This window comes from Rufibacter psychrotolerans, from assembly GCF_016924645.1.
GTDB classification, from domain to species: domain Bacteria; phylum Bacteroidota; class Bacteroidia; order Cytophagales; family Hymenobacteraceae; genus Nibribacter; species Nibribacter psychrotolerans.
In genome coordinates, this window is record NZ_JAFFJV010000022.1 from 108586 (window position 1) to 122203 (window position 13618).

Here is a 13618-nt window from a genome sequence, read left to right on the forward strand (position 1 = left end):
AGATCATGAAAAAATATTTGTTTTCCCTGCTTTCCTCTCTGCTTTTGTTCAGCAGCTGTGAGGAAGTCATTGACTACGATTTACCCGAAGACGCTGCCAAAGTGGTCATAGAAGGCTTGGTGACCGATCAGCCGGGCCCTTACACCGTGCGCATCTCCACCACAAAAGGCTACCTGAACCAAGGTCCGGCCGCCGGGCTGGAAAACGCCGTGGTGCGTATCAAAGACAGCGAGGGTTTTGAGGAAATCCTGCAAGCCAAGGGCAACGGCCTGTACCAAACCAGTCAACTGCAAGGCAAACGCGGCAACACGTACCACCTCAACGTGCAGCTGAACGGACAGGAATACACCGCCAGCAGCTTCCTGAAACCCGTGAGCACCATAGACTCCTTGTTATATCACTTCAAGAAAGGCAATGCCCAAGTAAAAGAAGGCTATTACGGCACTTTCTTCTTTCGGGAACCCGCTGGCAAAGGCGACCTTTACAAGTTCAACATTTACGTGAACGGCAAACGTGACAAAGAAATTGTAGCCATCAACGATGACCTCTACGACGGCAACTACGGCGACCCCGAGATTGGCATTGAACTGAAAGAAGGCGACGTGATGAAGGTGGAAATGCTCTCGCTGGACCGACCCGGGTATGAGTTCTTCCGGGTGCTCTCGCGCATGCAGTACTACACCGGCGGCCCGTTTGATGCCCCACCGGCCAACGCGCCCGGCAACATCAGCAACGGGGCCATCGGGTATTTTGGGGCCTCGGCGGTATCTACAATTGAGCGGAAGGTAGAGGCAACCAACATAAGGTAACGATGACGTTTTACGTCTGTTTTACGTGAAACAGGCCTAAAAAACCTAGGTCTTGCAAATACTATGAAATGAAAAGGGCTGCCTCTGGTGGGCAGCCCTTTTCACATTCACGTCAGGAGGAACTATAAAGTTGGGGTTTCGGGCTGGAAAGCACCGTTCAACCGGTGCCATACCCCGTTGGCGTACAGCTGGTCGGTTTCCTTCAACCGCACCCCCGATACAAGTACTGCTCCCTTCTTCTTGCAGATCCGCAGGTTTGTTCCGCTTAGGGTCTTGAGGTCGGCCCCATCGCGCAGGGCCTCTTTGGTGAAGGTGCCCTTGACAATATGCTGTTCCAGGAAGCTCCTTAACTGGTCTGGTGAATCGTTCTGGTGCAAGGCCAAAGCCTGGGCTGACGGGGCAAAGAACGTGAGCTCCTCGCCGCTGGACAGCACCGGCATCAGACCCGCCTTGGTAACCAGATCTAACAACAGGCGGTCTTTTTGGGCAATGCCCTCGGCCAGGCTTAACCGGGCCACCTTGCTGCTGGCAAGCGCTTCGGCCATGAAAGACTGGGCCCCTACGCGGCCCTGACTGGCCCAACACAAGCAAAGTACCAGCGCTATCTTTACAAAGTTATACATCATCTTACTCTCCCCCTCTCTTAAAATTACTCTGATACAAGAGTATACGTAATTTAAGCCGAGTAAGATGATGGGCTACTCCTTTAAGAAGTACAATATCTGTTAACCCAGGATAGACTGGATGAAATTCTGCACCTGGCCCGGTACCAGGATCACGCTCAGCACAAACCCAAAGGCGGCCCCGTAAAAGTGCGCGCTGTGGTTAATGCCGTCGTTGCCTCTTTTGCTCAGGTAATAGGAGTAGAACAGGTACAGCACCCCAAAAATGTATCCTTTGATGGGAATCGGGATGGGGAAAATGATCAGCTCGGTGAGCGGATTGAAGTAGATGCTGGCGAAGATGATGGCTGCCACGCCTCCGGAAGCGCCCAACGAATAGTACCGGCTATCGTTCTTGTGCTTGATCATGGTGGGCAAGTCAGAGACCACAATGGCCACCAGGTAAAGAGCCACATAGATGACCGCACCCGTGGTAAACCCATAGATGGCCATGAACTGCTGCTCTACCACCCCGCCAAAGATGTAGAACGAGAACATGTTGAAGAAAAGGTGCATGAAGTCGGCGTGCAGGAACCCTGAGGTTAAGAGCCGCCACCACTCCTTGTCCCGCACCACCGACTGCGGATGGTGCACCCAGTTCTCCATGAGGTTCTGGTTTTGCCAGGCATAGAGAGAAACTAAAACTGTGATGGCAATAAGGATGATTGTAATGCTGATGACCATGCTGTGTTTCGGAAGGAAGTGGTCCCAGAGCTTACGAAAGCCTGGGCGATTTTGACCTCAATATTGTTAAATCTGGTAAAAACTGTCCACTGCTGTAGGAGTGCCGCTTACTTACCAGAAGGTAATTCTAAACCATGTTCTTGCTCACGTCAGCTAAAGACAACTGACCATGAAAGAACGATAAACCGCTTCAGGCGTTTCCCGGCCGTTTAGAGTAAAACAAGCCCGAAACAGCCAAAGGGAATATCTGTGGTCGCCCGTGAACTGCGCCTAGTTATCACGCTCTATCAACTGTATAGCTAATTGCCGGAGCAGTTCTTTTTTGCTGTTGAGCGCGTTTACCTCATTCAGGTGGTGCAGGCCTTTCTGGAAGTAATGGTTGATCTGGTTCTGGGTGAGGTTCTGGATGTTCAGCTCATCGTAGATCTCCTTTACTGCCTTTACTTTCTCCAGTTCCTGGCCATTCTCCACGGGACCTTGCCATTTCTCCAGTTCTTTGCGCTGCGTGCTGGAAGAGCGTTCCAACGCCATGAGGAGCAGGTAGGTTTTCTTGTCTGAGACAATATCGCCACCCACGCGTTTGCCAAACTTGGCTTGGTCGCCGTAAACGTCCAGCAAATCATCGCGCAACTGGAACGCAATGCCCATGTTGATCCCGAACTCCTTCAGATGGCGAGCGTCTTCGGGGGCGGCGTTGTTCAACAGGGCCCCAAGCTCCAGGCTGAAGCCCAGCAGCACCGCCGTCTTCAGTTTAATCATGTGCAGGTATTCTTCAATCTGCACGTTGTTGCGGCTCTCAAAGTTCATGTCCAGCTGCTGGCCTTCGCAGACCTCGGCGGCGCAGGTACTGAACAGTTGCAGCGCTGTAGGGAGTTTAGCGGGTTCAATGCCCAGGAAGAACTCATAGGCACGCACCAGCATTACGTCGCCGCTCAGAATAGCAGTGCTGGTATTCCATTTTTCGTGCACGGTTTCCTTGCCCCGGCGCAACGGCGCGTTGTCCATGATGTCATCATGCATGAGCGTGAAGTTGTGGAAAACCTCTACGCCAATGGCCGGCATAAGGGCCTTCTCCACGTCGTCATGGAAGAGGTAAGCCCCCAGTAAGGTAAGCAGCGGACGCACTCTTTTGCCGCCCAGTTCCATCATATAACGGATTGGCGCATACAGCTCATCCGGCTTCTGCCCATACTCTAATGTGGACAGGGTTTGGTTGATGCGTTCCGAGAAATGTGAGATATCCACAGCTATGAATTTTAAGCGAATAGGTAAAAATACCTTTTAATGAACAGTTAAAGGCCTCTTTGCCTGTTGCCAAAGCTACAGCAAAATAAAGAAAGCGCTTTTCGTTTTTTTATTTTATTTAAAAAGCGTTTCTGGTGCCCTTTGCAAGAAAGAGACCAAAAACGCTTTACGTATTTACTGTTTGATCTTACTTTTTGACGGTATCAATCAGGGCTAAGTCAATGGTGCGCTCCAGCACGTTGGCGGCTTTCACCTCCACGATCACCTCATCGCCGAACGAGATAATGCGCTTGTTGTTCTGCCCAATGAGACGGTAGTTAGCGGCATCCAGCTCGTAGAAATCGTCCTGCAGATCGGCCAGGCGAACCATGCCTTCGCACTTGTTCTCTTCAATCTCCACGTACATGCCCCACTCGGTCAACCCAGAGACAATGCCTTTGAACTGCTGGCCAATGAAACCACTGATGTACTCTACCTGCTTGAACTTGATGGAAGCCCGCTCGGCATCGGCGGCGCGCTTCTCCATGTCTGAGGAATGCTCGCAGCGTTCTTCGTACTCTTCTTTCTCAGCGGTATAATTGGCGTGGTTGTACTGGTCAATGAGGCGGTGGGCCATCATGTCTGGATAACGGCGAATGGGTGAGGTAAAGTGCGAGTAGTGCGCGAACGCCAACCCGAAGTGTCCTTCCGGCTCGGTGCTGTACTTGGCCTTGGCCATGGTTCTGATGGCCAGGTTCTGCAGCACGCTCTGCTCTGGTTTACCCTCGGTCTGGTCAGCGAGTTTGTTCAGTTCTTTGGAGACATCGGCGCCTTCGTCCAGATTCACCTGGTAGCCAAACTTACGCGCGAACACAGAGAAGTTCATGAGTTTCTCAGGGTCTGGCGCGCCGTGCGTACGGTACACCATGGTGAGTTTGTTTTTGCCTTTCTTCAGTTTGTAGACATGCTCGGCCACGTATTTGTTGGCCAGCAGCATGAACTCCTCAATGAGTTTGTGCGCGTCTTTCCGCTCTTTCACGTACAGGTGCAGCGGCTTGCCGTTCTCATCCAGTTTGAACTTCACCTCAATGGTTTCAAAGTTCACCGCTCCGTTCTTGAAGCGTTTGGCTTTGAACTTCTTGGCTAAGTCATTCAGCAGGGTAATCTCCGTTACGAAGTCTCCCTCACCGGTCTCAATCACCTGCTGGGCCTCTTCATAGGCAAACCTACGGTCTGAGTGGATGACGGTGCGGCCAATCCAGTAATCATGGATTTTGGCGTTGTGGTCAATCTCAAACACCACCGAGAACGTGAGTTTGTCTTCCTCGGGCCGTAACGAGCACAGGCCGTTAGACAGGCGCTCCGGCAGCATGGGAATGGTACGGTCTACCAGGTACACCGAGGTAGCCCGGCGGTACGCTTCTTTCTCCAGTCTGGTGTTGGGCTGCACGTAATGCGTTACGTCTGCAATGTGCACGCCAATCTCCCAGTGGCCGTTCTCCAGTTGCCGAACGCTCAGCGCATCGTCAAAGTCTTTGGCATCGGCGGGGTCAATGGTAAACGTAGTCACGTCACGGAAGTCGCGGCGTTTGGCAATTTCCTCTGGGGTGATACCTTCGGGGATTTCCTCCGCCTCGCGCTCCACTGATTCAGGGAACTCAAACGGCAACCCGAACTCGGCCATGATGGCGTGGATCTCGGCGTTGTGCTCTCCGGCCGGACCAAATACGCGGGTGATCTCGCCGGTTGGGCTTCTCTCCGGGTCTTCGGGCCATTCGGTGATTTTCACCAGCACTTTGTCGCCGTGTTTGGCATCGGCTAGGCCGCGCTCATTCACAAACACGTCAAAGTACATGCGCTTCATATCTGGCACCACAAACCCGAAGCCTTTGGACATCTCCAGACGGCCTACTACTTCTTCGCGCTCGCGCTTGAGTACTTCTACTACTTCTCCCTCAGGGCGCTCATTGGCCCGGCGGCTTTTGCGTAGCTGCACGCGCACGGTGTCGCCGTCCATGGCGAACATAAGACGTTCCACGGGAACGCGCACGTCCTGCTCAGATTCATCACTAATGACGTAGGCATGACGGGCGTTGGCCAGATCCACAATCCCGGTCAGGATAGGTCCTCCTCTTCTGGAAACCACGCCTCCCCGGCCACCTTCTCGGCGGCTACCACGTTCTTCACGGTCATGGCCGCTGCGTTTGCCTCTGAACTCAGGATTTAAAAGGTAAGAGTCATTTTGCAGGTGAATGATTTCGCCGTTCTTGCGCATCCGTTTCAGGTGCGCCAACACTTCCTCGCGACCTTCCTTGTCGTTTACGCCCAGGCGGCGGTGCAGCTGGCGGTACGTAAATACCTTGTCTGGGCTCTGGCTGAAGATGTTCAGCAAGATAGCCGAGGAGATCTCGCCTACATCCTGGTTCCCCTGGCTGCGGGCGCCTCCGCCGTTACGCCGGGAAAAGCCTTTGTCGCGACGCGGACCGCCTTTTTCTTTTTTTCTACTATCGGGCCGGGGCGCAGCACTGTTGTCTGTTTTCCGGCCTCTTCTGTTTTTTTCCATTGATTCTTTTCAAATAAGCTGCCTCTGGCTGGGTTTACCGCAGAGACAGTAGGGCAGCTACCTTGCCGCCTTTGTAATTTTTTGATCTATGCCTCCTCCCGCAAGAGGTTACTCCTGTTTCAGGCCTGTTTCTATGAAACAAGGGTAAAAACGGGAATTTTGGGAGGCCGCGCAAATATACCTATTCGCCTATACTTGCATTATACGCTTTTCGTTTCTCTTGCGCCGCTAAAATGTCAGATATATCTGCGGCGGGCACCGCCTGCAGCAGGGCTTTGGTATACGCCTGTTGCGGATGGGAGAAAATTTGCTGCACGGTTCCTTCCTCCACTACCCGGCCTTGGTCCATGACCAGCAAGCGGTCGGCCATGAAGCGGGCAACCGCCAGGTCATGGGTAATGAAAAGCAGCGTGAGGTTGAACTCGCGTTTAAGGCGATTGAGCAGGTTGAGTACCTGTGCCTGCACAGATACGTCCAGTGACGAAACTATTTCGTCACAGATGATACACGTGGGTTCCAGGGCCAGGGCGCGGGCAATGCAGATCCGCTGTTGCTGGCCGCCGGAAAATTCATGGGGATAGCGTTCGAATTGGTCGGGAAAGAGGCCTACTGTTTCCAGCAGTTCCAACGCGCGTTTTTTCCTTTCCCGCTGGGTAGGTAACACCTGGTGCACCAGCATGGGTTCCATAATGGCTTCGCCGATTTTCTGGTGCGGGTTGAGCGAGGCATACGGGTCCTGAAAGATCATCTGCAGGTTTTTCCGCTGCTTCCTGAGTTCTTCCCTGGGCAAAGTGGCCCAGTCCTGCCCGTGGAAAAGCACCTTGCCGGAAGTAGGCGCTATCAACCGCAGCAGCGCCCGGCCCAACGTGGTTTTTCCACAGCCTGATTCGCCCACAATGGCAATGGTCTCGCCGGGGAAAGCTTGGAAGGAAACGCCCTTCACGGCGTGTATAGCCTCTTTTTTCTGCCAGAAGAACAACCTGTTTCTACGGAATTCCACGTGGATATCCTCTACCTGCAGGAGCGGCGCCTGGAGGCTTGTTCCGGTGGGCGCAAGGGCCGAATTGGCAGGTGCGGCGGCTGGTTTATCCACTACCAGGCGGTGGGGTGCTGCCCTGTTTAATGCTGTGGCTTTATCGACCGGCAAATCTGTTTTTAGCATGAAATCCGCAACCGTGGGCAAAACCGGGACCTCGGTCTTCAACGTTGGTCGGCAGGCCAGCAGTGCTTGGGTGTATGGGTGCTGCGGGTTGGTGAAGATCTGCAAGACAGGGCCTTCTTCCACTATTTGCCCCTGGTGCATGACCAACACCCGGTCGGCAATCTCGGCCACTACTCCCAAGTCATGCGAGATGAACAGCATGGCCATTCCTTTCTCTACCCGGAGTTCATTGAGCAACTGCAGGATTTCGGCCTGCACGGTGACATCCAGCGCGGTGGTGGGTTCATCGGCCAGGAGCAAGGAAGGTTCACAGGCCATGGCCATGGCAATCATGACCCGCTGCTTTTGTCCGCCCGAAAGTTGGTGTGGATAACGGGCAAACTGCTTCTCTGGCTCCGGAAGCTTTACCAACTTAAAAAGCGCAATGGTGCGCGCGTAGGCTTCTTTTCTGGAAATGGGTAGGTGGATTAGCAAGGCCTCGGCTACTTGTTTTCCACAGCTGATGACCGGGTTCAAAGAGGACATGGGGTCCTGAAAAACAATGGAGATGTCGCGGCCCCTTACCTTTTCAAGCTGTTTCCCTGAAAGCGTGAGCAAATCAACCTGGACCAGTTCAGAAGAATGGAAGAGAGCATTACCCGAGACTACGCTACCCAACGAAGGCAGGAGCTGCAGCAAAGACAAGCCCGTCACGGTTTTGCCGGAACCGGACTCCCCCACAATGGCCACCGCCTCCCCTTTCCGGACCTGAAAGGAAATGCCCTTCACGGCCTGCACCTGGCCTTGCTGGGCCTGAAAGGAAATGTGGAGATGGTCTACTTGTAACAAAGGAGCAGGAAACATGCGGTGCAGGGTGAACCTAAAGAACTATCACTGGGTAATTGGTTGGTGCTGGTAAGCCTCGCCCCAGGGAGGCATGCATTGGGCGTAAAATTGGTAAAACAGGCAGAAATCCATTGCCCTGAATCAGCGTATAAACCCAAGCGCTAAATTCTGTTGGCTGCACAACTAAACTAATTAAACCTGAGTATTCACAGTACAATTTAGCTATTTCTGCCTTCTCCTTCTTTATAGAATGTATATGAGAAACCTCCACCACTTACGCACGCTCCTGAAAACGGCTTTCATGGGGTTCTTCCTTTTTTTTGTTTGCCAGGGTGCCTTTGCCCAGCACCGGTACCCTAACCACTTCAGAACGGGTGTGGGGTTTGCCTATATTCTGGAAGGCGACAACAGCGGGGCCTTGTTCTCGCAGCAATACACCCGTGAACTCACCGACCATCTGCACTTCTCGGTATCCGGGGAGTACCTGAGTTCCTCGCGCTACGACAAGCAGATTGAGCTCTTTACCTCCCGAAAGGCGTTTGTGATGTTTGATGCCTCGTTTTTCTACGACATCACAGAAACGGGCCGGTACACCATAAAATTTGGGATAGGACCAGCAGTGCGCAGACGCTCAGAACTGGACCTGGTAAAGGGAGGTGCCCCCGAAGGCGCCATCACTACCCCGGGCCGGTCGGCAGATGAGGTGTTTGTGCACATCCGGGAGAAGGACTTTGGCGGAAAGGCAGTACTGGAAACCGACTTCTTCAATGACAACCGCCTGTTCTTCGGGGTACGGGCCGCAGGGTACGTCTACAACAAAGGCACCTCTATCTTCGCGCTGGGCCTGAACATGGGCTACTCCTTCTGAAAAAGGTCTGTTTCCTGAAAAATAGCGCAAAAACGAAAGCGGGCTGCTCTACAAGGGCAGCCCGCTTTTTTATGCCTCAACGCTGTTTATCTCGCGTTTCTCCTTTACGGGAGGTTGGTTCAGGAACCGGTTCTGGTTGAAGATAATGATCAGAACGCCCACAAAGATGGCCGCATCTGCCACGTTGAAGATAGGCCACAAAGACATGGGCGTGCCCCCAATAATGGGAATCCAGCTAGGCACAATGCCTTCCCATATATCAATGTAGAACATGTCAATTACCTGGCCGTGCAGCCAGGGAGTAGGCGCTCCGTACGGGGCGTTGTCCAGCAACACGCCGTAGAAGATACTATCAATCAGGTTACCTACGGCACCGCCCAGAATCAGACCCACGCACCAGATCAGGCCTTTGTGGTAGCGGTTCTGCACCAGGTAGTACACCAGGTACCCGATGGCTACCATGGCTACCATCCGGAAGACGGTGAGAATAATCTTCCCGTAGTCTGAGCCAAGCTCCACCCCAAACGCCATGCCCGGGTTTAAGGTGTAATGCAGCTTGAACCAGTCTCCGAACACAGGAATCTGCCCGGGCAGGCCCATCTGCATGTTGTTATGGACCAGCATTTTCACCGCTTGGTCAATGGCGATCACCAGCAAGGCAACCAGATAGTATTTCGCGTACTTCATGATGAAAAGTTAACCTGCCGTTTCTCTCCTGTTTTAGGGAAAACAAGCTGAAAACGGCAGGCGATTATCTTCTATTTTAGGTCTGCAACGGAAGTCTGCTTAACGGGCTACCTCAATGCGAACCGGCAGGTTAAAGCCTTCCATGTCCAGCACGGTAGCTTCAGCGTCTGCCAGGTTAGGTACCAGCGATAGTTCTACCGCTTGTACCTCTTCAGAGATGTAGCCCCCAAATGCCTGAACGGCGGCGGCCACTTCTTCATTGCCATCCTGCAGGAATACTCTGATTTTGTCCTGCACTTCCAGACCGCTGTCTTTGCGCAGGTTCTGCAAACGGTTCACCAGTTCACGCGCCATTCCCTCCAGACGAAGCTCCTCAGAAATAGTGATGTCTAATGCTACAGTTAAGGCGCCTTCAGAAGCTACTAACCAACCCGGGATGTCTTCTGACATGATTTCCACATCTTCGCGACTCAGCACCGTAGTATCATCTTCCACAGGAATCTCGAAGAAACCTTCACGCTCCATTTTGGCGATGTCTTCCTGGCTCATCTGCTGGATTTGGGCCGCCACCAACTTCAGCTTAGGACCGAATACCTGGCCCAGGCGCTTGAAGTTAGGCTTGATCTTCTTCACCAGGATACCGGTAGTATCTTCCAGGTACTCCAGTGTTTTCACGTTCACCTCAGACAAGATCAGGTCTTCCACGCCTTGCAGCTGGGTCTTCATCTTCTCATCCAGAATCGGAACCAGGATGCGGCTCAACGGCTGACGCACTTTGATCATCTGCTTCTTCCGCAGCGAGTGCACCAAAGAAGAAACTGTTTGCGCCAGGTGCATGCGTTGCTCCAGGTCTTGGTCAATTAGGTCTTCCTGTACTTGCGGGAACAGCTCCAGATGCACCGACTCTGCCTGGCTACGGCCACTCACGCGGCTTAGATCTAAGAACAGGCGGTCCATGTAGAACGGAGCAATCGGCGAAGCCAGTTTTGCCACGGTCTCTAGGCAAGTGTACAGCGTTTGATAAGCGGCCAGTTTATCCTGGTTCAGTTCGCCTTTCCAGAAACGTTTGCGGTTCAGGCGCACGTACCAGTTGCTCAGCTCATCGGCTACGAAGTCCTGGATCGCACGGGCAGCTTTGGTTGGGTCATAATCGTCAAAGTAGCCCGCCACTTCCGCAATCAAAGTATTCAGACGCGAGATGATCCAGCGGTCACTCTCAGTGCGTTGCGCTACCGGAATTTCTTCGCCTTCAAACGTGAAACCATCCAAGTTGGCGTACAGCGCGAAGAACGAATACGTGTTCTGCAGTGTCCCGAAGAAACGGCGCTGTACTTCGGTTACGCCATCCAGGTTGAACTTGAGGTTATCCCAAGGTGGCGCGTTCACGATCATGTACCAACGGGTGGCATCAGGTCCGAAGCGACCGATGGTCTCAAACGGATCCACGGCGTTGCCGAGGCGCTTGCTCATCTTGTTTCCGTTCTTGTCCAGTACCAGGCCGTTCGCGATGACGTTCTTGAACGCCACGCTGTCTTCCAGCATCACGGCCAAGGCGTGCAGCGTGAAGAACCAACCACGGGTCTGGTCCACACCCTCGGCAATGAAGTCGGCTGGGAAGTTGGCTTCAAAGACGTCTTTGTTCTCCAGTGGGTAGTGCCACTGGGCGTATGGCATGGCGCCGGAGTCAAACCAAACGTCAATGAGGTCCGCCTCACGCTTCATGAGTTTGCCGCTTGGGCTTACCAGCACAATGTTGTCTACGTACGGACGGTGCAGGTCAAAGGCTTTGTAGTCAAATCCGCCGAAACCGTTTTCCACACGTGGTTCTTCGGTTCCAGTAGGGCTGAGCGCGAATTCACCGGCAAACTCCAGCAAGGTGTTGGCTTGGTGCTCGTCCTCGGAGCCGGTGTTTTGCACAGGCTGTCCTGCTTTGCGCAACGGGTTCTCGGTCATGAAACCAGCGGCAATACTGCGCTCAATTTCACGGTTCAGCTCGGCCACAGAGCCGATGCAGATTTCCTCGTCACCTTCCTCGGTGCGCCAGATCGGCAGCGGGGTTCCCCAGTAACGCGAGCGCGACAGGTTCCAGTCTACCAGATTCTCTAGCCAGTTCCCGAAACGACCAACGCCTGTAGACTCTGGTTTCCAGTTGATGGTTTTGTTCAGATCAATCAATCGCTGCTTTACCGCCGTGGTTTTAATGAACCAGCTGTCTAACGGATAATACAGGATAGGTTTATCGGTGCGCCAAGAGTGCGGATACGTGTGCTCGTATTTCTCAACCTTGAAGGCTTTGTTCTCTTCTTTCAGGATGATGGAGATGATGACATCCGTGGTTTTATAATCCGGATGGCTTTCATCTTCATTGGTGTAGTTCTTTACATAGAAGTCATCCGGCCCAAGTGATTTATGGGTTTTAATGTTATACTTGGCAACGCCTTCCTGCAGCCTTACCCCAATCTCGTTGATGAACTTTCCTCTCCGGTCAACGGTGGGGAGTTCATTGCCCAGCTCGTCTTTGATGGTGAGGGCTGGGATGCCGTGTTGTTTGGCTACCCTAAAGTCATCGGCCCCGAAGGTAGGAGACGTATGCACAACGCCGGTACCATCTTCGGTGGTCACGAAATCTCCGGCCACTACCTGGAATGCTTTGTCTGCATCATAGAACGGCTGCAGATACGGCATCAATTGCTCGTACCGAAGACCCACTAATTGCTTCCCGGTAAACTCCTGCACAATCTCGAACGGAATGGCTTTGTCTCCGGGTTTGTAGTCTGCCAGGGAAAGACCTTTGTTCTTTTCTGAAAAATACTTTCCTACCAGGTCTCTCGCCAACACCACACTCACCGGTTTGTGCGTGTACGGATTGAAGGTATTTACCTGCACATAGGTAATCCTGTCGCCAACCGCCAACGCGGTATTGGAAGGCAAGGTCCAGGGAGTAGTGGTCCAGGCCAGGATGTAGACATCGCCGGTAGGGTTATTGAAAAGGAATTCTGATTTAGAATCTTTGATAACCTTAAACTGCGCTACGATGGAAGTATCCTTCACTTCTTTGTAGCAGCCTGGCTGATTGAGTTCATGCGAGCTTAGGCCGGTTCCGTCTGAAGGAGAGTACGGCTGGATGGTGTAGCCTTTGTACAGGAAGCCTTTGTCATAAAGTTTCTTGAGCAGCGCCCAGTTAGACTCTATGTACTCGTTCTCAAAGGTGATGTACGGATTGTCCAGGTCTACCCAATAACCCATACGCTCGGTGAGGTCGTCCCACTTGTCTTTGAAACGCATCACGGTCTCGCGGCAACGGGCGTTGTATTCCTCCACGGAGATGGTCTTCCCGATGTCTTCTTTGGTAATGCCTAACTCTTTCTCTACCTGCAGCTCAATAGGCAGACCGTGGGTATCCCACCCGCCCTTGCGTTGCACCTGAAAACCTTGCAAGGTTTTGTAGCGACAGAAAATGTCTTTCACGGCACGGGCCATCACGTGGTGAATACCCGGCGCGCCGTTGGCAGAGGGTGGCCCCTCATAAAAAACGAAGGTAGGCTGACCCGCCCGGGTCTCCACCGATTTTTCAAAGATGCGGTTTTCTTTCCAGTAGGCTCTCACCTCTTCGGCCAGACCCGCATAGTCCAGTTGCTTATACTCGTTGTACTTCACCTTATTGTTTGTCTGGTGTGCTCGCTGTTATTCAATTTCTACTCTGAGCCGGATGGTTGAACGTGAGTTCCTCCAACCCGGTACAGGTAAAATCTTCCCGAAGCGAAATAAATCCTATGTACTTCGCCCCGCTCAATTTAGCAAAGTTAAGCAATAAAAAACTTGTGAGGAGATTCCAAGTCTTTTTTCCGTTTCGGGGCTGATTTTTTGAAAACAGGCTGGAAACGGTTCGCTAGATGTAACAGAGGGTAAACCCACATAGCCTCATCGCTGGCGCGAGCGTCCCGCTCGTGCCTTCACATTGCTGAGTTGCCCAATGCCAATCGAAAAAGAATTTAGGAATACGTGTGGACACGAGCCGGAGACTCGCGCCAGCGGTAAGAGTGAGTGAGTAGCTACCCTCTTTATCCCTAAAGCAATATGGCGCGGAAGTTACTTCCGTGACTTCCTACTCTGATGTTCGTTAGTCACGGAAGT

The 13618-nt window shown here is 52.8% G+C and carries 9 protein-coding genes; 2 read left to right on the top strand and 7 right to left on the bottom strand.

Translation table 11 applies throughout. The features are described 5' to 3' along the window. Positions 1-5: 5 nt before the first annotated feature. Positions 6-809: a DUF4249 domain-containing protein gene (locus JT718_RS18600; RefSeq protein WP_205504300.1), complete on the top strand. Its 804-nt coding sequence runs from the start codon at positions 6-8 to the stop codon at positions 807-809. Between the two features lie 122 nt (positions 810-931). On the opposite strand, the gene JT718_RS18605 is transcribed toward JT718_RS18600, so the two are convergent. From JT718_RS18605 to JT718_RS18625, 5 genes are all read right to left on the bottom strand, one after another. Beyond that, entirely contained in the window at positions 932-1354 is a 423-nt protein-coding gene (locus JT718_RS18605; RefSeq protein WP_205504301.1) for a fasciclin domain-containing protein, read from the bottom strand. Between the two features lie 180 nt (positions 1355-1534). After that, on the bottom strand, positions 1535-2155 hold the full coding sequence (locus JT718_RS18610) for a rhomboid family intramembrane serine protease (RefSeq protein ID WP_240337167.1): 621 nt from the start codon (positions 2153-2155) through the stop codon (positions 1535-1537). Positions 2156-2425: 270 nt separating this feature from the next. Next, positions 2426-3400, bottom strand: coding sequence for a polyprenyl synthetase family protein (locus JT718_RS18615; RefSeq protein WP_205504302.1), 975 nt, complete (start codon positions 3398-3400; stop codon positions 2426-2428). A 187-nt stretch (positions 3401-3587) separates the two neighbouring features. After that, entirely contained in the window at positions 3588-5942 is a 2355-nt protein-coding gene (rnr, locus tag JT718_RS18620) for a ribonuclease R (protein WP_205504303.1), read from the bottom strand. Between the two features lie 181 nt (positions 5943-6123). Beyond that, positions 6124-7947: an ABC transporter ATP-binding protein gene (locus JT718_RS18625; protein ID WP_205504304.1), complete on the bottom strand. Its 1824-nt coding sequence runs from the start codon at positions 7945-7947 to the stop codon at positions 6124-6126. A gap of 238 nt (positions 7948-8185) precedes the next feature. Between JT718_RS18625 and JT718_RS18630 the strand changes: the two genes are divergently transcribed. Then, positions 8186-8797, top strand: coding sequence for a hypothetical protein (locus JT718_RS18630; RefSeq protein ID WP_205504305.1), 612 nt, complete (start codon positions 8186-8188; stop codon positions 8795-8797). 69 nt (positions 8798-8866) lie between these two features. Here the strand turns inward: JT718_RS18630 and JT718_RS18635 are convergent, their stop codons facing one another. Both JT718_RS18635 and ileS read right to left on the bottom strand, forming a co-directional pair. After that, positions 8867-9484 carry a lipoprotein signal peptidase gene (locus JT718_RS18635; RefSeq protein ID WP_205504306.1) on the bottom strand — a complete coding sequence of 206 codons (618 nt, stop codon included), beginning with the start codon at positions 9482-9484 and terminating at the stop codon, positions 8867-8869. A 99-nt stretch (positions 9485-9583) separates the two neighbouring features. Then, positions 9584-13141, bottom strand: a complete 3558-nt coding sequence (ileS, locus tag JT718_RS18640) for an isoleucine--tRNA ligase (RefSeq protein ID WP_205504307.1) — start codon at positions 13139-13141, stop codon at positions 9584-9586. Between the last annotated feature and the right edge of the window lie 477 nt (positions 13142-13618).

Coding starts and splice junctions, on each gene's coding strand:
- JT718_RS18600 (WP_205504300.1), top strand. CDS start 6: ATGAAAAAATATTTGTTTTCCCTGCTTTCCTCTCTGCTTTTGTTCAGC.
- JT718_RS18605 (WP_205504301.1), bottom strand. CDS start 1,354: ATGGCCGAAGCGCTTGCCAGCAGCAAGGTGGCCCGGTTAAGCCTGGCC.
- JT718_RS18610 (WP_240337167.1), bottom strand. CDS start 2,155: ATGGTCATCAGCATTACAATCATCCTTATTGCCATCACAGTTTTAGTT.
- rnr (WP_205504303.1), bottom strand. CDS start 5,942: ATGGAAAAAAACAGAAGAGGCCGGAAAACAGACAACAGTGCTGCGCCC.
- JT718_RS18625 (WP_205504304.1), bottom strand. CDS start 7,947: ATGTTTCCTGCTCCTTTGTTACAAGTAGACCATCTCCACATTTCCTTT.
- JT718_RS18630 (WP_205504305.1), top strand. CDS start 8,186: ATGAGAAACCTCCACCACTTACGCACGCTCCTGAAAACGGCTTTCATG.
- JT718_RS18635 (WP_205504306.1), bottom strand. CDS start 9,484: ATGAAGTACGCGAAATACTATCTGGTTGCCTTGCTGGTGATCGCCATT.